The organism is Mariniflexile fucanivorans, from assembly GCF_004341235.1.
Lineage (GTDB): Bacteria > Bacteroidota > Bacteroidia > Flavobacteriales > Flavobacteriaceae > Mariniflexile > Mariniflexile fucanivorans.
This window is the reverse complement of sequence record NZ_SLUP01000001.1, coordinates 87,597-106,151: the sequence shown is the minus strand read 5'-3', so window position 1 is coordinate 106,151 and position 18,555 is coordinate 87,597. Positions and strand designations below refer to the sequence as shown.

Genomic DNA, 18,555 nt, shown 5'->3' with positions numbered 1-18,555 from the left:
GCTCATTTCAAAAGATGAAATGGTGTTAAGTTTCAAAATTAAATGTATAAAAAAAGTCCTAACATTTGCTAGGACTTTTTTAATTATTTATATGAAGTTCTTAATTCTTCTTTTTGCTATTGTCTTTAGATTTTGAACCTACGCGAGACATAGCACATCTAAATCCTATGTAATCGGTAGCCATATCTTGAGGGAAATAGCGTCTTTGTGCTGGGTCTAACCAATACTCTCTATCTTTCCAAGAGCCACCTTTGTAAACTCTTACTTCATCGTTTATTAAAGAAGATCTGTTATTAGATTTGTCATATTCTCTAATTATATTTCCTGCTGAATCTCTAGTAATAACATTATTAGGTGAGTTATACATTTTGCTGGTTTGAGAAATTTCACCATTTTCATCTTCTTCATTGAAACTTTCAAAACGACGAGATGATCGTTTATCTCCGTCTCTAAAGTTTATTTCGTCACTCTTATCAAAATTGGTACGTAAATAAGTTTCATTTTCATCAACAGGTACTTGTAATATTTCACCTGGTAAATTTCTTGCTACTATTTTACCGTTTGATAAAGTATCGTAAACAATATCATCAACAGTTACTACTTTTACAGAACCATCTTCACTAATAGCATTTTTAGTATAAACGTTTCCACGGTAGTAATTAAAATCATTGAATTCATCATCAATTATAGGTCTGTAAACATCGGCAACCCATTCTGCAACGTTACCAGCCATGTCATATAAACCAAAATCGTTTGGAGCATAAGATTTAACAGCATTTGTGATATCTGCACCATCGTCAGACCATCCCGCGATTCCGCCGTAATCTCCTTTTCCTTGTTTAAAGTTTGCTAATTGGTCACCTCTTTTCTTGCGAGAGCCGTCACGTGTATATTGTCCATCCCATGGGTATTTTTTACGACCACGGTATAAATTGTAACTTCTTATTTCACTCAATCCTAAAGCGGCATATTCCCATTCTGTTTCGGTTGGGAGTCTGTATTTAGGTGTAATGATACCTGTTTCTTTGGTTGCATAAATGTTAGATTCGTTACCATCGGCATCTGTTCTAACATATCTTTTATTACCTTTATCAGGGTTAATAACTTCTTCATTGCCACCGTATGTTAATGTAGGTGCGTTGATATAGGTATCGGTGCTAAAAGTAGATTCAGGACCAACGTCAACTATTTTAGCATCACGTTTTAAGTAACCTGCTTGCTCTAAATTATATTCGTTAACACGATCTGATCTCCAATTGGCAAATTCAACAGCTTGAATCCAGCTTACACCAACAACAGGGTATTCGCCATAACCTGGGTGACGTAAATAATTTTCTGTCATTACTTCATTGTAACCTAATCGGTTTCTCCACACCAGTGTATCAGGTAGGGCACCATGATAAATGGCTCTAAAATTCTCGTCTGATGGTGGGTAAACACGTTTAATCCAATCTAAATACTCCATGTACATAGCATTGGTAACCTCTGTTTCGTCCATGTAAAAAGATTGAACGTGCTGTTGGTTGGGTGTGTTGTTCCAATCGTGCATCACGTCATCTTGTACACGACCTTTTGTGAAAGTTCCTCCTTCAACAAATACCAGTCCTGGAGAGGTTTCTTGTTCTTTAAAATCAGTGTTGTACTGAAAACCACCTTCTCTGGAGTTAATATCCCATCCGGTAGCTCTAGAACTATTCTTTGAACTCGAAGATTTTTTACAACCAGTTGCAGCTATAGTTAACGCTAAAACTAATAAAACCTTGAATGCTACTACTTTTTTCATATCCATACGTTTAAGTAAGCTAATAATATTTTTGGTGGTGCAATATAAGAATTAAACCGAACACCACAAGCTATTTTTTTCATTTTATCTAAAAAAAAGTGTATTTCACCCTATTTTTCAGTCATTATAACGATGTTTTGGCCGTTTTCCACCGTTCATTTGAGTTATATTAACGCACTATTTACTAATTTATTATTGTATTTTTGCTACAGTTTTTAATTTTGTTATTTATTTAATAATAACACGACATTAATGACGTTATTTTAGCACATGAAAGAGAAAATTTTACTTTTACTATATATTAGTTGCTCTGTTGTGTTTGCACAACAACAAAATTTTACTGTTAATTGGGAGTCGTCTAAGCAGATTTCTGGTGGGTCTTATTCTTTAGAAATCCCGTCGTTCAATGAAGAGAATTTTAGTTTTGGTTTTGATGAAGGTTTGCAGTTTGTTGCACAATTTGCTATTTCAAATACGGTAAACGAAGCTTCAATTACGGTTAGTAATGTTTCCTATGCATCTATTTCCAAAAACGACTTAAAGGATTTGGATATTAATACCATTCCAAACCAATTAACTTTCAGTTTAAAAAATTCGGTAGCAAGAGATAAGCAATTTGCGGTTTTTCAATTAGTGCCCATTATAAAGGAAACGAACGGAACTTATAAAAAAGTGACCTCTTTTCAAATCAATTATACTTCTGGCGGAAACTCAAACAGGATTTCTTCATTAAATAAAATAAGTAGTACGAACGCCGTTACAAATTCGGTGTTAAGTACGGGCGAGTGGTTTCGTTTTTATGTAGATACTACAGGTGTTTTTAAGTTGTCGAAAAGTTTTTTACAGCGTTTGGGTGTGAAAGTGAATGATGTAGATCCAAGAACTATTAAATTATATGGTAATGGTGGAGGGATGATTCCGTATTCAAATGCGGTTGCTTATCCTTTTGATGTTGAAGAAAATGCGATTAAGTTTGTTGGTGAAGCAGATGGTGTTTTTAATAATGAAGATTATATTTTATTTTATGCTGAAGGGCCAAGAGGTTATAACTCGGAAAGTATTACCAATATTAATTGTTATACAGATAAAACCTATTATTATATAAATGTAAGTTCTGGTACAGGTAAGCGTATTCAGCCATTTGTGCAACCTAGTGGTAATGTCGATTTAGTAATTAACTCGTTTGAAGATTATAAGTTTCATGAAGTAGATGAATATAACATCGCTTTATTAGGAAGACGTTGGTTTGGAGACCGATTTGATGTAGATACCAACAAAACATTTAATTTCGATTTTCCGGATTTAGTAACAACAACACCTATTCGTTTAAAGGTTTATGTAGCAGCAGTGTCGTCTACCCAAACCTCAATGAAATTAACAGTAAATGGTGCTGCTGTATCTACAATGTCCATTTCAGGTGCATCAAGCCCAAGTTTGGCAAACGAATCTATTTACAATAACATCGTTAATGTAAGTACGCCAAAAATAACGGTAGGTTTAAATTACGATAAGCAAGGAAACCCCAGTGCTTTGGGGTATTTAGATTTTATTTCTATTGAGGCTACTCGTGCTTTAAACTTTAGTGATAAGCAATTTCAATTTAAAAATAGTGCGGTGTCTTTGGCAACAGGTATTGGACAATATACCATAGCAAATGCATCGCAACTTTCAGAAGTTTGGGATGTGACGGATATTTATAATGTATCCAATACATTAAATACAGATGCTGCTCCAAATTTTACGTTTACCGCCGCCATGGGTGTTTTAAAAACCTATGTTGCTGTAACTTCAAAAGATTATTTTGAGCCTAAATTCGACTCTAAAACAACCATAAGCAATCAGAATATAAAAGGTACGGTGTTTTTAAATAATCAAGGTGAATTTCAAGATGTTGATTATATTATAGTGGCACCAGATAACATGCTTACCCAAGCAGAACGATTGGCGCAAATAAACAGAAACCAATACAATTTAAATGTAAAGGTTTATGGTTTAGATGAAATTTATAATGAATTTAGTACAGGCAATCAAGATATTGGTGCTATTCGTAATTTGGTGAAATATGTATACGATAATGCAAGTGCTCCTGAGAAAAGAATAAAATATCTGTGCTTATTTGGCGATGGTTCTTTCGACTATAAAGATAGAGTGTCAAATAACACAAATATAGTGCCTACATGGCATTCTTACGGTAGTTTTAACTTAACAAGTTCGTTTGTTTCTGACGATTTTTATGGTATGATGGATACTAATGAAGGCACATTGGGAACCAGTGATAGACTTGATATTGCTGTTGGTAGAGTGTTGGCAGATACTCCGCAACGTGCCAAAGGGTTGGTGGATAAAGTGGTATCCTATTATGATAAAGAATCGTTTGGTAGCTGGCGAAATAATTTTGTAGTTGTTTCTGATGATGTTGATAAAGATTGGGAAGGTATTTTGGAAGAAACCACCGATAATATAGGTAATTTGGTTAGTACGAATAAACCTTTTATGAATGTGGTGAAAATTCATTCGGATGCTTATAAACAAGAAACTTCAGCTGGAGGGAATAGATACCCGCAAGTAACTACCGAGTTTGTAAATGCTATTGATAATGGTGCATTGGTTATAAATTATTTTGGACATGGTGGTGAAGATGGGTTGGCCCAAGAACGTATTCTATTAAAGACGGATATTGAAGACTTTCGTAATTTTAATAAATATAATTGCTTTGTAACCGTAACTTGCGAATTTACAAAGTTCGATAACCCATACAAAGAAACTGCGGGCGAATTTACTTATTGGAATAAACAAGCAGGAGCCATTGGTTTAATTACTACAACCAGACAAATATTTGTGAGTTTTGCTATTTCGTTTAATAATTTATTAGGACAATATCTGTTTTCGTACAGTGATGATGATGCCTATGCAGATTATGAATACCCATCTATGGCTGAGGCTTTAAGATTGGCAAAAAACAACCCTTCATTAGCGGGTCAAAGTCAAAACCGTCTCATCTTTTTCATAGGAGATCCCGCTATGAAATTGGCATTTCCGAAGCCAAATATTCAACTTACAAAAATTAATGATTTGCCTATTGCACAATCAACCGATACTTTAAAAGCTTTAAGTTATGTGAAATTAGCCGGGGAAGTAACCGATATTTCAGGAAATTTACTTACGGATTATAGTGGAACATTATCTGTGACTATTTATGATAAAGATATTGATAGACAGACGTTAGCAAATGATGGAACGACGTTAAATGGTAGTTTAGTAAAACTGGATTTTAAAACACTTGGTGAAATTATTTTTAGAGGACAAGCATCCGTTAAAAATGGACAATTTGAATTTGATTTTGTCGTGCCAAAAGATATTAGCATCCCTGTTGGATTCGGAAAAGTGAGTTTTTATTCAAAAAATGAAGCCTTATTGGATGATCAAGCAGGTGCAAGCGTTAACACCGTTAAAATTGGCGGATTGAACAGCGATGCCGAAGAAGATAATATTGGCCCCGTTATTACACTTTACATGAACGATGAAAACTTTGTGTCTGGTGGCATTACCAACGAATCGCCTACATTATTGGCAAAATTAGAAGATGCAAACGGCATAAATACGGCCAGTGGTGTAGGGCACGACATTGTAGCTATTTTAGATGGTGATGAAACAAACCCTTATGTTTTGAACGATTACTACCAAACCGAAGTTGATGATTACCAAAAAGGCGTGGTGAGTTTCCCATTTCGAGATTTAGAGCCTGGGTTGCATACTTTAACAATTAAAGCTTGGGATGTGTATAATAATTCCTCAATATCTGAAATTCAATTCATTGTGTATGACGAGGACGAGGTTTTACAAATAAACAACGTATTAAATTATCCAAATCCGTTTGTAAATTATACCGAATTTTGGTTCAATCACAATAGTTCTACATCTTTAAACGTTTCTATACAGATATTCACCGTATCTGGGAAACTGGTTAGAACTTTAAACGGACAAACATCGGGTGGTAACATTATAAACAGTTCCTTATCAAGAGATATTGTTTGGGATGGTAGAGACGATTTTGGAGATAGAATAGGAAAAGGTGTGTATATTTACAAACTAACGGTACAATCCGACTTATTAAATAAAAAAGTAGAAAAAATAGAGAAACTTGTTATACTCTAATAAAGATTTATATTTGTCAAACTAAATTTAATTCATGAAGAATCAAGTATTACTAATTATCGCATTTGTTTTTGTTTTAAAAGTAAACGCACAAGAAACTATTACTTTTCCAAATCAAGATAGAAGAGTTATAACCACAGGCATGCCATTTACATTGATTGCACCAGATGCTAGAGCAGCTGGTATGGGCGATATGGGGGTTGCAACTTCTGTTGATGCTTTTTCGCAACAATGGAATTCTTCAAAATATGTGTTTTCAGAAACAAAATCGGGTATTTCTTTGAGTTATACACCGTACTTAAAAAAACTAGTTAATGATATTGGAGTAGGTTATGTAACTTATTTCAATCGTTTAGATGAGCGTAGTGCGTTTGCAGCAAGTTTTAAATATTTTGGTTTAGGTAATATTGAACTTACCGATATTTCGGGCAATCCTATAGAAACAGTAAAACCAAATGAGTTGGCGTTAGATGTTTCATATGCCTTAAAATTAAGCGACCAATTCGCTATGTCTGTTGCTATGAGGTATTTGCGTTCTGACTTGAGACTTAATTACGACGAAAATATAGATGCTAAATCAGCGAATTCTTTTGGGGTTGATATTTCAGGATACTATCAAAGTGAAGAAGAGGCTTATGCTGATTTTAATGGACGATGGAGAATGGGTTTTGCACTTCAAAATATAGGCCCTAAATTCACATACGATGAAGGAGGGTCAGAAAACTTTCAACCAACTAATTTACGTTTAGGAGCAGGATTCGATTTTATATTCGATCAATACAATAAAATAGCAGTTACTGCCGAAGTTACTAAATTATTGGTGCCAACACCTCCAATTTATGGATTTGTTGATTCTAACGATAATGGTGAGTATGATAGCGCTTCTGAAGATGTTGTTATAGTTAAAGGTAAAGATCCTGATGTAGGTTTTTTACAAGGTATGTTTCAATCGTTTGGAGATGCGCCAGATGGTTTTAGTGAAGAATTAAAAGAGTTTACTTATTCATTAGGTGCAGAGTATGTATATCAAGATTCTTTTGCTTTTAGAGGAGGTTATTTCAATGAAGCTGAGGAAAAAGGTGCAAGAAAATTTTTTACATTAGGAGCGGGTTTTAAAGCGAATGTTGTAAACATAGATTTAGCATATTTATTTTCGGCATCAAAAGTACAGAGTCCTTTAGATAGTACATTGCGTTTTTCAATAACGCTTAATATTGGAGCGGGAGAATATCGTGAGTATTAACGAAAGCTTTTCAATTCACACAAAGTGAAAATCAAAACATCTAAAAAGACTATTGCAAATCGCAATAGTTTTTTTGTTTAAAATAAAGTGAGTTTTACATTAGATGTTATATTTAATTGCGAATTTGCCAATAATATCAACGCTTGTCACCTTAAGTACAGTCGAAAGGTGTTTTGAATTTCCGAATTTAAATAGGTTTTTGCTGCTATCATTCATGCATTTTTTTTTAATTTGTTAATATTCAGTGTTATAAAAATAAAGTTAAATCGCACACACATTCAAATAGTTTTATAACTTTATAAAAAAGAAAATATATGAAGGAAGTGAAAATTGAATCTACATTTTACGTTTTTGAAACTTTTGATGAACTTCCTAATGAGGCAGCAGTTTTAATGCAAAAAGCTTTTGAAGCTAGAGATAAAGCCTATGCGCCTTATTCAAATTTCAATGTAGGTGCAGCCATACTTTTGGATAACGGTGAGATTATTATAGGAAGCAATCAAGAAAATGCCTCCTATCCATCTGGTTTATGTGCCGAACGCACTGCAATTTATTATGCAGGATCTCAATATCCAAATGCTAAAGTGCTAAGAATGGCAATTTCAGCAACTTCAAAAAACAAACCAACACAAAGCCCCATTCCGCCATGTGGAGCTTGTAGGCAAGCTATAGCCGAATATGAAGTGAAGCAAGAAACACCTATCGAAATTTATTTTATGGGTGAAACAGGTAAAATCGCAAAATCAATGTCATTAGCTAACTTATTACCGTTTATTTTTGATAAATCTGTATTATAATTATTTATGTATTTGATGGTTTTTCAGATAATTTAAACGTTTGAAATTTTCAATACATCAATTTTTGTTATCAAAAATTAGTAATTAAGCAATTTAGAATATAAAGTGCTATTTTTTTTTATATTTTTTAGACTTTAAGCGGATTGCATTTTTGCAATAACCTACAATGTATTACTTTTGTAATTCATGTGTTAAAAAATATTTTTTTTCAATGAATAAATTGGTGCGTTCAAATAATCATTTTGTTGAGCAACAAAATTTAGTTTTGGATGTTTCACGTAATTAAAATTTAAAAGGAGTCAATGCAAAAAATCACAAAAGAGGTTTACCTCAAATGGTACGAAGACATGTTATTCTGGAGAAAGTTTGAAGACAAACTTGCAGCCGTTTACATTCAACAAAAAGTAAGAGGATTTCTTCATTTATACAATGGTCAAGAAGCCGTATTAGCAGGTGCTTTACACGCTATGGATTTGACTAAAGATAAAATGATTACTGCTTATAGAAATCACGTACAACCAATTGGTATGGGTGTAGACCCAAGACGTGTTATGGCAGAATTATATGGAAAAGTTACAGGAACATCTAAAGGTATGGGTGGTTCTATGCATATTTTCTCAAAAGAACACCGTTTTTATGGTGGCCATGGTATTGTAGGAGGTCAAATTCCTTTAGGTGCAGGTATAGCTTTTGGTGATAAATACCACGATGTTGATGGTGTAACATTATGTTGTTTTGGTGATGGTGCTGCAAGACAAGGTTCGCTTCATGAAACATTTAACTTGGCAATGCTTTGGAACCTTCCAGTTGTATTTGTTTGTGAAAACAACGGATATGCGATGGGAACATCGGTAGAACGTACTGCAAATCATACCGAAATCTGGAAATTAGGTTTAGGATATAATATGCCATGTGGCCCTGTTGATGGGATGAACCCTATTAAAGTGGCTGAAGCATTTGATGAAGCTATTCAACGTGCACGTCGTGGTGACGGACCAACATTCTTAGAATTAAAAACATATCGTTATAGAGGTCATTCAATGAGTGATGCTCAACATTATAGAACGAAAGATGAGGTTGAAGAATATAAAAAAATCGACCCAATCACCCAAATTAAAGAGGTTATTCTTGATAAAAAATACGCAACCGAAGACGATCTAAAAGTTATTGATAAACGTGTAAAAGATTTAGTGACAGAATGTGAAAAATTCGCAGACGAATCACCATATCCAGAACCACAACAACTTTATGATATGGTTTACGAACAAGAAGATTATCCATTTATTAAACACAAAATATAAGTTATGGCAGAAATTATTAATATGCCGCGTTTAAGCGATACGATGGAAGAAGGAACAGTCGCTACTTGGTTAAAAAAAGTTGGAGATAAAATTACTGAAGGCGATATTTTAGCTGAAATTGAAACTGATAAAGCAACCATGGAATTCGAATCATTTCATGAAGGCACATTACTTTATATTGGTATTCAAGAAGGCGAAACTACTAAGGTTGATGAACTTTTAGCTATTATTGGTGAAGAAGGTGAAGATATTTCCGGCTTGTTAAATGGTGGAGGCAATACTTCTAAAGAAGCTGCTGCTCCTGAAGCTAAAGAAGAAACACCCGCTAAAACAGAAAAAGCTGAAGAGTCTCCTGCAAAAGAAGAAGCTCCAGCTAAAGCAGAATTGCCAGAAGGTGTTATAGTAGTTACTATGCCACGTTTAAGTGATACCATGGAAGAAGGTACAGTTGCTACATGGCTTAAAAAAGTAGGTGATAATGTATCTGAAGGTGATATTCTAGCAGAAATTGAAACAGATAAAGCGACGATGGAATTTGAATCATTCCAATCTGGTACTTTACTATATATAGGATTACAAGAAGGAGAATCTGCTAAAGTTGATTCTTTATTAGCTATTATTGGGCCTGCAGGAACAGATGTTTCTGGAGTTGCCGCTAATTTTTCAACAGCAGCACCAGCCGCTAAGAAAGAAGAAGCTCCAAAACAGCAAGAAGCTCCTAAAGCTGAAGTTAAAGCCGAGGCTCCTAAAGCAGAAGCAAAACCAACAAAACCAGTTGCCACAGCATCTTCTAACGGACGTTTATTTATATCGCCATTAGCTAAAAAAATAGCTGAGGAAAAAGGTATTAATTTATCACAAGTGCAAGGTTCTGGTGAAAATGGACGTATTGTAAAAACTGATGTAGAGAATTTTGTTCCTGCTGCAACAGCCGCTGGAGCATCAGTTGGTAAGTTCTTACCAACGGGTCAAGAAGATTTTGAAGATGTTCCTAACTCTCAAATGCGTAAAGCCATTGCAAAAGCATTAACAAATTCCAAGTTTTCTGCACCCCATTATTATTTAAGTGTGGAATTTGATATGGAAAACGCGATTGCATTCCGTACACAATTCAACACCATTCCAGATACTAAAATATCTTATAACGATATTGTGGTAAAAGCATGTGCTTTAGCATTAAAACAACACCCACAAGTAAACTCACAGTGGTTTGCAGATAAAATGCGCTTGAACAACCATGTGCATATTGGAGTAGCAGTAGCAGTTCCAGACGGATTGGTTGTGCCAGTGGTTAAATTTGCAAATGAGCAATCATTGCCTCAAATAGGAGCAGCTGTTAGAGACCTTGCTGGAAAAGCTAAAAACAAAAAATTAACGCCTGCCGAAATGGAAGGTAGTACGTTTACTGTTTCTAATTTAGGTATGTTTGGTATAGATACATTTACGTCTATTATTAATCAACCAAATTCAGCGATTCTTTCTGTTGGAAATATTGTTGAAAAACCAGTGGTTAAAAACGGACAAATAGTAGTTGGAAACACTATGAAATTGTCTTTAGCATGCGATCACAGAACCGTTGATGGTGCTACAGGAGCGATGTTCCTTCAAACGTTGAAAGGATACATTGAAAATCCTGTAACTATGTTAGTGTAATTATTTCCTGCGCAGGCAGAAATCTCATTATATTAAACCTGTTTCATAATAATTGAAACAGGTTTTTTTTCATATTTAAACTCGAATAAAGCATGGGTAAAAACATAATAATAACAGGTACAAGCAGAGGTATTGGCTATGAGTTGGTACAAATTTTTGCCAAAGCTGGCCATCAAGTTTTAGCGCTTTCGCGGAATGAAAAACCGATTCAAAGTTTAAAACTAGCTAATGTGACATCATTTTCGTTTGATTTGAATGATGCTCAAGCCTATAAAAAAGTTGAAGATTTTATTGATAGCGATTGGGAGCACGTAGATGTTTTAATTAACAATGCGGGTGCATTAGTCAATAAACCGTTTTCGGAAATTTCTATGGAAGATTTTGAAAACGTTTATAAAACCAACGTATTTGGAGTTGCCGAATTAACACGAATCGTTTTACCATTCATGAAAAAAGAAAGTCATGTAGTAACCATCAGTTCTATGGGTGGTGTACAAGGGAGTATGAAGTTTCCTGGTTTGGCGGCTTACAGTTCTAGTAAAGCTGCAGTAATTACCTTAACCGAATTATTAGCCGAAGAATATAAAGCCTTTGGAATTTCGTTTAATGTGTTGGCATTAGGAGCTGTTCAAACCGAAATGCTCGAAGAAGCTTTTCCAGGTTATATCGCATCAACTACCGCTATAGAAATGGCGCAATATATTTTCGATTTTTCCCTTAACGGACATAAATATTATAATGGTAAGTTGTTGCAGGTATCTAATTCAACGCCTTAATTTACAGTTGTTATCTGTTTATTGGAAAAGATAATCCTATCGCTGCAGCTCCACTAAATTGGTTTATAGTAGGATGATAATAATAAGTAAAGGCAACTTCAACACCATTATCTTTTCCCAATGCTAGTCCAAGAGTAACAGGAATATGCATTAATACTCCGTTTTCTTTTATATTATCAGTGGGTGTATACGTTTCAAAAGAACCTGCTGAAAGTCCAATACCCAATTCAAAATAGGGAGCTACCCAAGGTATGGGTGCGCATATACGTGCTTTTCCACCTAATAAAAAAGCTTTAGAGGTTACTCTGTATTCGGATAAGTTGGTGTCGGTACCACTTTCGCTAGGGGTTGTTGATATAAATCCGGCATAAGGCCTTACCCCAAGCCATTTTTTAAATGCATATACGTATTCAGCCTGTGCATAAAAACCAGTACCCATTATATTATATTCTTCATAAGGAGCACTCATTCCCAAACCTATTGAACCTTGAATAAACTCACCTTTTTTTGGTTGTGCATTTGTAATATTTGAAAATAATAATAAAATTGTAGTTGCTATAAAAAAATACCCATAAATTTTAGAAGACATATCGCTCATTTTAAATGACGTAATATTATTGATTTTTTTGGAAACATTACTATATATTTTTTATTTTGAAATATTTTCTTTTGAAGATGCTTATATCTAAATACTTCAATATTTTTGATTCACAAAAAACTAATTTATGAGTAAATATAAATGCATAATTTTCGACTGCGATGGTGTTTTGGTAGACAGCGAGCCCATAAGCATTCAAATATTGGTGGATATGGCAAATACTTATGGCGCTAATATTGATTTGGCTTACGGTATGAAACATTTTAAAGGTAGTTTTATGAATGCATGTATTGAAAAAATTTCAAAACTTACCAAAAAACCGTTGCAAGATACTTTTGAAGACGATTACAGAAAACAAAGTTTTGAAGCTTTTAAAAAAAGCATGAAACCAGTTGATGGTATTAAAAATGTATTAATTAATTTAAACATACCTTTTTGTGTAGCTTCTAGCGGACCTGAAGATAAAATAAAACTTAATCTACAGCTAAGTGGCTTGTTGCCCTATTTTGAAAACAAGATTTTTAGTTGTTATGCCATCCAAAAATGGAAACCAGACCCAGCTGTATTTTTATGGGCAGCAGAAACAATGGGTTTTAAGCCTGAAGAATGCTTAGTTATAGAAGATAGCTTGTCGGGTGTAAAAGCGGCTAATGCTGGAGGTTTTGATGTGTTCGGGTTTACAGCGCACGACTATAATAATGAGTTAGAAGGAGAAGCAACAAGAATTTTTAATAATATGGATGCGCTTTTAAAGTTATTATAGTTGGTAAACGTTATTTCTTGTTTTCTTCATACCTCCGCATAGGCATGGAATCAATGATTGAAAACAAGTTTTTACAGGGTAAAATTTCTGTTTGTCTCAATTTAACGCTACCATCAAGACCAACTAAAACAATTTCAAAAGGTTCATCTGTTTTTTTATAAAATTTATATACCGTTTTTTCTTGCTGCCAGTTGGTATTGTTCAAACCTTTTTTAAAAGCATCTGGTTTAATATGATAGATAACCACTTTTCGTTCAATTAAACCTTTAATGTGCTTTTTAAATTCGGTAAGCTGGGGATTGTAGTTTTCATTGGCCTCCTGATCGATTAAAATTAAAATCAACCTGTCATTCCATTTGTGGGTATCCATAGTTTGAGCATAAGTCACATTTGCTTTAAAAAGGGAGAGAATAACCATTAATAATTTTATGTATTTCATTTTATGGAAAAACTATTGGGTTTTAGCTAAGTTCATCATTTTTTTTGAGAAAATCAATCCTTTCTACTTTAAAGAATTCCTGTATTTTTGTAGCGATGCAAAACAAACTTCAAGATTACATTTCGCCAAAAGCGATGCCACAAGTTTTAAAACTTTTAGAACACGAGCATTTGGCAGTAAAAATTAAAAACGAACGTAAAACACGTCATGGTGATTATATGCGTTTGCCTAATGGTAAACATCAAATTACTATTAATTCCAATTTAAACGAATATAGATTTCTAATCACTTTAATTCATGAAATCGCTCATTTTGAAGCATATAACACTTATGGACGTTTTATAAAGCCTCATGGGGTTGAATGGAAAAAAACATTTCAACATTTAATGTTGCCGTTTTTAAACCCAGAAATTTTCCCCATACAATTGCTGCCACTTTTAGCAAAACATTTTAAAAATCCTAAAGCATCTAGCGATAGCGATGTTATATTAGCGTTAGCATTGAAGCAATTTGACGAACCTAATAATAAAATCTTTATTTTTGAAGTACCTTTAGGGCAAACATTTAAAATATACAATGGCAAAATATTTAAAAAAGGAGCACAGCGAACCAAACGGTTTGAGTGTGTTGAGGTAAAAACAGGACGTACCTATCTTTTTAACCCAAATGCCGAGGTGGATTTGATATAAGTTTTCCGTTTCAGTCACAGCAAATTGATATAAATATGAATTTTGTGATGTCACTTTTAATAAAGAATGTAGGTAAATAATATTCGTGCATTAGTGGCAGAACATCAAAAAAACAAAAAAATGAATAAAAATTATTACGCCATATTAATGGCAGGAGGAGTGGGCTCAAGGTTTTGGCCAGTAAGTACCGAAGCATTTCCAAAACAGTTTCACGATATGTTAGGAACGGGTGATACACTAATTCAAAAAACCTTTCAAAGGTTGTCTAGATTAATTCCTAAAGAAAACATATTCATATTAACCAACGAGCGTTATAATGATTTGGTATTGGAACAGTTACCAGAAGTAAAACAACGCCAAGTGGTTTTAGAACCTGCAATGCGAAATACAGCACCATGTATTTTATATGCTTCATTAAAAATTCAAAAGGAAAATCCAGATGCGGTTATGATTGTGGCACCAAGCGACCATTGGATTGAAGATGAAACTACCTTCTCTAAAAACGTGCAACAGGCTTTCGATTTTTGTGGAGAAAACAATGCGTTAATGACGCTCGGTATTCAACCAACCTTCCCAAATACAGGATATGGTTATATAGAATTTGATAAAGCAACTTCTAATGTTATAAAACCCGTAAATCAATTTAGAGAAAAGCCAGATTACGAAACTGCTAAGCAATTTATAGCACAAGGTAATTTTTTATGGAATGCCGGAATTTTTATGTGGAACGTTAAAACGGTTATTGAAGCTTTTAAAACCAATCAACCATCATTATACGCCTTATTTGAAACAGGTGTTTCAACATATAACACGGATTCGGAAAGTGATTTTATAAAAGAAAACTATCCAAAAGCAGAAAATGTTTCGGTAGATTATGCTATTATGGAAACCTCTAAAAATGTATTCGTCATTGCTGCAGAATTTGACTGGAACGATTTAGGAACTTGGGGTAGTTTATACGACAAATTAGATAAAGATGAGGTGGGCAATGCCGTAGTTCATGCTAAAACCTTGGCAGAAGATGCTTCGGGTAACATGATTAGAACTAAAAAAGATAAAATTGTAGTGGTTGATGGCTTGCAAGATTATATTATAGTTGATAAAGAAGAAGTATTGTTAATTTACCCAAAGACAAAAGAACAAGATATTAAAAAAGTGCTTCAAAAGGTAAAGGATAAATTTGGGAATCACCTTGGGTAGTTCAATGTGTAGTTTGTAACGTTAATTAACAAACATTGAATTTGAATATATTCGAAGCTAATTGTAAATAATAATGGAAGAAAACAAGTCTAATTTATCTGCAGAAGAAAGCAAACCTAATAATGATAAGGCTGTTGATGAGAGTAAAAAAGCGGTACATCAAGATATTATTGGATTGTTGGCGAGTATCAAACGTTTTTTTAAAGATTTATTAGATTTTCGTGAAGACACAGACCGTGATGCTACAATACAAGCAATAAAAGGTGATATTCCGTTTAAAGGCGCAACAGCTTGGATTTTAGTTTGTTCTATTTTTGTAGCATCCATTGGTTTAAATGCCAACTCAACAGCGGTGGTTATTGGTGCCATGTTAATTTCTCCGTTAATGGGGCCTATTTTAGGTATAGGGTTATCGGTATCCATTAATGATATTGATACTTTAAGAAAATCATTAGTCAATTTTGGCGTTATGATTTTTTTAAGTGTATTAACCGCATTTCTGTTTTTTTGGCTGTTCCCCTTAAGTGAAGAATCTTCCGAATTATTAGCCAGAACTCAACCAGATATTCGCGATGTATTGATTGCTTTTTTTGGTGGTTTAGCCTTAATAATTGCCCGTACAAAAAGAGGTACTATTGCCTCAGTTATTTTTGGTGTTGCAATTGCTACAGCATTAATGCCACCATTATGTACTGTGGGTTACGGACTTTCAGTTGCTATAGATTATGATTTTGCTAAAGGTATGAGGTTTGCTTTGGGCGCCATGTATTTGTTTACCATTAATACTATTTTCATTGCATTAGCTACGTTTATAGTAGTTAGGCTTTTAAAATTTCCCATGCTAAAGTATGCTAATTCGGAAAAAAGAAGACGAATAAGTAGAATAGCTATGTTTTTAGCAATCATTGTTATGATACCTGCTATGTGGACATTTGTTAATGTTTTGGCCGAAAGTAAGTTTGAAAAAGATGCTACAAATTTTATTAAAAGAGAGTTGAGTGGATTGCCACATGCTGATTATATTATTAAAAATTCATCTTTTAAATATTCTGCTGATGATGAAGTATTGTCCTCAATAGAACTTAATACATTTGGGTTGGATGAAATTCCTGAAAGTACAGCAGCATTACTTAAACATAGGTTAAAAAACTATGATGCATTAAAGAATGTTAACTTGATATTGCACCAAAACCGAAGTAAGAATCTAGATAATTTGAAATATATGGAGCAAATTAGATATCGAGATTCTATAGATATACTTTCTCAATCACAAAAAATTGTATTTCTTGAAGGAAAATTGAAAAATTTAGAGAAGTTGGAAGCGCAACAAATTCCTTTTGACGAGTTAACGAAGGAAGTAAAAATTAATTATGAAGATGTCTCTAGATTATCATATTCTACAGTAATAACGTCAAACTTTTCTAAAACAGATACACTTTCGGTTTTTACTGTAAAATGGAAGGACGGTTCTGTTAAGGAAGCTGATATTTTAAAACAACAAGATAAATTAGGACGTTGGTTAAAACAGCGCTTTAGTTTGGATAGTTTATTAGTTAAGCGAGAAAAGTAATTACTGCCTTTCTTCAATATACATTTGCCGTACTTTTTTCATCAATTCAGATGAATAAACAAAGTCTGTTACAGCGGTATTATCAGTTTTAAAAATGGTTTTATTGGAGCCTTCCCATTCTTTTAATCCATTTTTTAAGAACACAATTTTTTCACCAATTTGCATCACCGAATTCATGTCGTGCGAGTTTATTACCGTAGTAATATCGTATTCTTCGGTTATTTCTTTAATTAGGTTATCAATAACGATGGATGTTTTTGGGTCTAGTCCAGAGTTTGGTTCATCGCAAAACAAATATTTTGGTTTGTTTACAATAGCCCTGGCAATAGCAACACGTTTTTGCATGCCTCCAGATGCTTCACTTGGTTTCTTGTTATGAGCGTCAGATAGGTTTACTCGGTTCAAAACAAAGTCTACACGGTCTTGCATTTCACTTTTACTTTGTTTTGTAAACATACGTAGTGGGAACATAACGTTTTCGGCAATCGTCATCGAATCAAACAAAGCACTTCCTTGAAAAACCATGCCTATATCACCTCGTAAATCTCGTTTTTCATCTTCTGATAATTCAGAAAATATTTTACCATCATAGGCAATACAGCCTTGTTCAAAATTAAAAAGCCCTAACAAGCATTTTAAAAATACGGTTTTCCCAGAGCCACTTTGCCCAATAATTAAATTGGTTTTTCCTTTTTCGAAGGTGGTGCTAATGCCTTTTAAAACTTCAACATCGCCAAATGACTTATGTAAATCTTTAACCTCTATCATTAACTTAAAAGCATTTGGGTTAGGAAATAATTTAAAAGAATTACAACAACACTGGTCCAAACAAACGCTGTGGTACTGGCTTTACCAACTTCTAAGGCGCCACCTTTCATATAGTAACCATGATATGCAGGTATGGTTGCTAATACAAAAGCAAAAACAAAGGTTTTTATGAAGGCGTAAATAACATGAAATGGGATAAAATCTGTTTGAATGCCAAAGATATAATCTTCAAGTGAACTAAAACCACCATAAACGCAAGCTGCCATACCACCAAGGATACCTAAAAACATGCCAATTGCAATAGCAAATGGATATAACATTAATGCAACTGCTTTAGGGAAAACTAAATAGTTTAAGGAGTTAATTCCCATAACTTCCAATGCGTCAATTTGTTCGGTAACACGCATGGTGCCAATACTTGAGGTGATAAACGAACCTACTTTTCCTGCCATGATAACGGAAGTAAACGTTGGGGCAAATTCTAAAATAACCGATTGCCTAGTGGCAAAACCAACTAAATATTTTGGGATAAGTGGATTGGTTATGTTTAAAGCGGTTTGAATTGTGATAACACCTCCAACAAAAAATGATATAAAAGCGATGATGCCTAAAGAGCCAATTACTAGATCATCAATATCTTTAAATATCAAATTTTTCATCACAGACCATTTAGTTGGCTTGCGAAACATTTCAGCAATCATTAAAAAATAAGCACCAATATTATGTAGATAGGTCATAATCAATTTTAATAATGCTAAAGTAAAAAAAGTTACTGGGATTTAACTTTAATTTTAAATTAAAGATATTTTAAAAGCTGTAT

General features: G+C 33.8%; 15 protein-coding genes. 10 read left to right on the top strand and 5 right to left on the bottom strand.

Annotation, left to right across the window (positions count from 1 at the left end; genetic code table 11):
* Positions 1–100: 100 nt before the first annotated feature.
* Positions 101–1,789 (bottom strand): gliding motility lipoprotein GldJ, encoded by a 1,689-nt coding sequence (gene gldJ / locus EV196_RS00450; protein ID WP_207902797.1) that lies wholly within the window; start codon positions 1,787–1,789, stop codon positions 101–103.
* A gap of 264 nt (positions 1,790–2,053) precedes the next feature.
* Between gldJ and porU the strand changes: the two genes are divergently transcribed.
* From porU to EV196_RS00420, 6 genes are all read left to right on the top strand, one after another.
* Positions 2,054–5,938, top strand: coding sequence for a type IX secretion system sortase PorU (gene porU / locus EV196_RS00445; RefSeq protein WP_132213774.1), 3,885 nt, complete (start codon positions 2,054–2,056; stop codon positions 5,936–5,938).
* A 34-nt stretch (positions 5,939–5,972) separates the two neighbouring features.
* Positions 5,973–7,181 carry a type IX secretion system outer membrane channel protein PorV gene (gene porV, locus EV196_RS00440; RefSeq protein ID WP_132213772.1) on the top strand — a complete coding sequence of 403 codons (1,209 nt, stop codon included), beginning with the start codon at positions 5,973–5,975 and terminating at the stop codon, positions 7,179–7,181.
* Between the two features lie 314 nt (positions 7,182–7,495).
* Positions 7,496–7,978, top strand: coding sequence for a cytidine deaminase (cdd, locus tag EV196_RS00435; protein ID WP_132213770.1), 483 nt, complete (start codon positions 7,496–7,498; stop codon positions 7,976–7,978).
* Between the two features lie 302 nt (positions 7,979–8,280).
* Entirely contained in the window at positions 8,281–9,279 is a 999-nt protein-coding gene (gene pdhA / locus EV196_RS00430; protein ID WP_132213768.1) for a pyruvate dehydrogenase (acetyl-transferring) E1 component subunit alpha, read from the top strand.
* 3 nt (positions 9,280–9,282) lie between these two features.
* The gene (locus EV196_RS00425; protein WP_132213766.1) at positions 9,283–10,932 is read left to right on the top strand and encodes a pyruvate dehydrogenase complex dihydrolipoamide acetyltransferase; all 1,650 of its coding nucleotides are present in this window, start codon (positions 9,283–9,285) and stop codon (positions 10,930–10,932) included.
* Positions 10,933–11,024: 92 nt separating this feature from the next.
* Positions 11,025–11,708: an SDR family NAD(P)-dependent oxidoreductase gene (locus EV196_RS00420; RefSeq protein ID WP_132213764.1), complete on the top strand. Its 684-nt coding sequence runs from the start codon at positions 11,025–11,027 to the stop codon at positions 11,706–11,708.
* Positions 11,709–11,718: 10 nt separating this feature from the next.
* Here the strand turns inward: EV196_RS00420 and EV196_RS00415 are convergent, their stop codons facing one another.
* Positions 11,719–12,297 (bottom strand): hypothetical protein, encoded by a 579-nt coding sequence (locus EV196_RS00415; RefSeq protein ID WP_132213762.1) that lies wholly within the window; start codon positions 12,295–12,297, stop codon positions 11,719–11,721.
* Between the two features lie 136 nt (positions 12,298–12,433).
* On the opposite strand from EV196_RS00415, the gene EV196_RS00410 reads away from it, so the two are divergent.
* Positions 12,434–13,069 (top strand): HAD family hydrolase, encoded by a 636-nt coding sequence (locus EV196_RS00410; protein WP_132213760.1) that lies wholly within the window; start codon positions 12,434–12,436, stop codon positions 13,067–13,069.
* Between the two features lie 10 nt (positions 13,070–13,079).
* Here the strand turns inward: EV196_RS00410 and EV196_RS00405 are convergent, their stop codons facing one another.
* Positions 13,080–13,508 carry a DUF4174 domain-containing protein gene (locus EV196_RS00405; RefSeq protein WP_165876071.1) on the bottom strand — a complete coding sequence of 143 codons (429 nt, stop codon included), beginning with the start codon at positions 13,506–13,508 and terminating at the stop codon, positions 13,080–13,082.
* 95 nt (positions 13,509–13,603) lie between these two features.
* Between EV196_RS00405 and EV196_RS00400 the strand changes: the two genes are divergently transcribed.
* The 3 genes from EV196_RS00400 (at position 13,604) to EV196_RS00390 (ending at position 16,967) form a co-directional block, all read left to right on the top strand.
* Positions 13,604–14,197: a SprT-like domain-containing protein gene (locus EV196_RS00400; RefSeq protein ID WP_132214964.1), complete on the top strand. Its 594-nt coding sequence runs from the start codon at positions 13,604–13,606 to the stop codon at positions 14,195–14,197.
* Between the two features lie 120 nt (positions 14,198–14,317).
* Positions 14,318–15,397: a mannose-1-phosphate guanylyltransferase gene (locus EV196_RS00395; protein ID WP_132213758.1), complete on the top strand. Its 1,080-nt coding sequence runs from the start codon at positions 14,318–14,320 to the stop codon at positions 15,395–15,397.
* A 73-nt stretch (positions 15,398–15,470) separates the two neighbouring features.
* Positions 15,471–16,967: a DUF389 domain-containing protein gene (locus EV196_RS00390; RefSeq protein WP_132213756.1), complete on the top strand. Its 1,497-nt coding sequence runs from the start codon at positions 15,471–15,473 to the stop codon at positions 16,965–16,967.
* Here EV196_RS00390 and EV196_RS00385 read toward each other — a convergent pair whose 3' ends face one another.
* On the bottom strand, positions 16,968–17,735 hold the full coding sequence (locus EV196_RS00385; RefSeq protein ID WP_132213754.1) for an ABC transporter ATP-binding protein: 768 nt from the start codon (positions 17,733–17,735) through the stop codon (positions 16,968–16,970).
* Positions 17,735–18,472, bottom strand: coding sequence for an MlaE family ABC transporter permease (locus EV196_RS00380; protein WP_132213752.1), 738 nt, complete (start codon positions 18,470–18,472; stop codon positions 17,735–17,737). Before EV196_RS00380 ends, EV196_RS00385 begins: the two co-directional genes overlap by 1 nt.
* Positions 18,473–18,555: the final 83 nt, after the last annotated feature.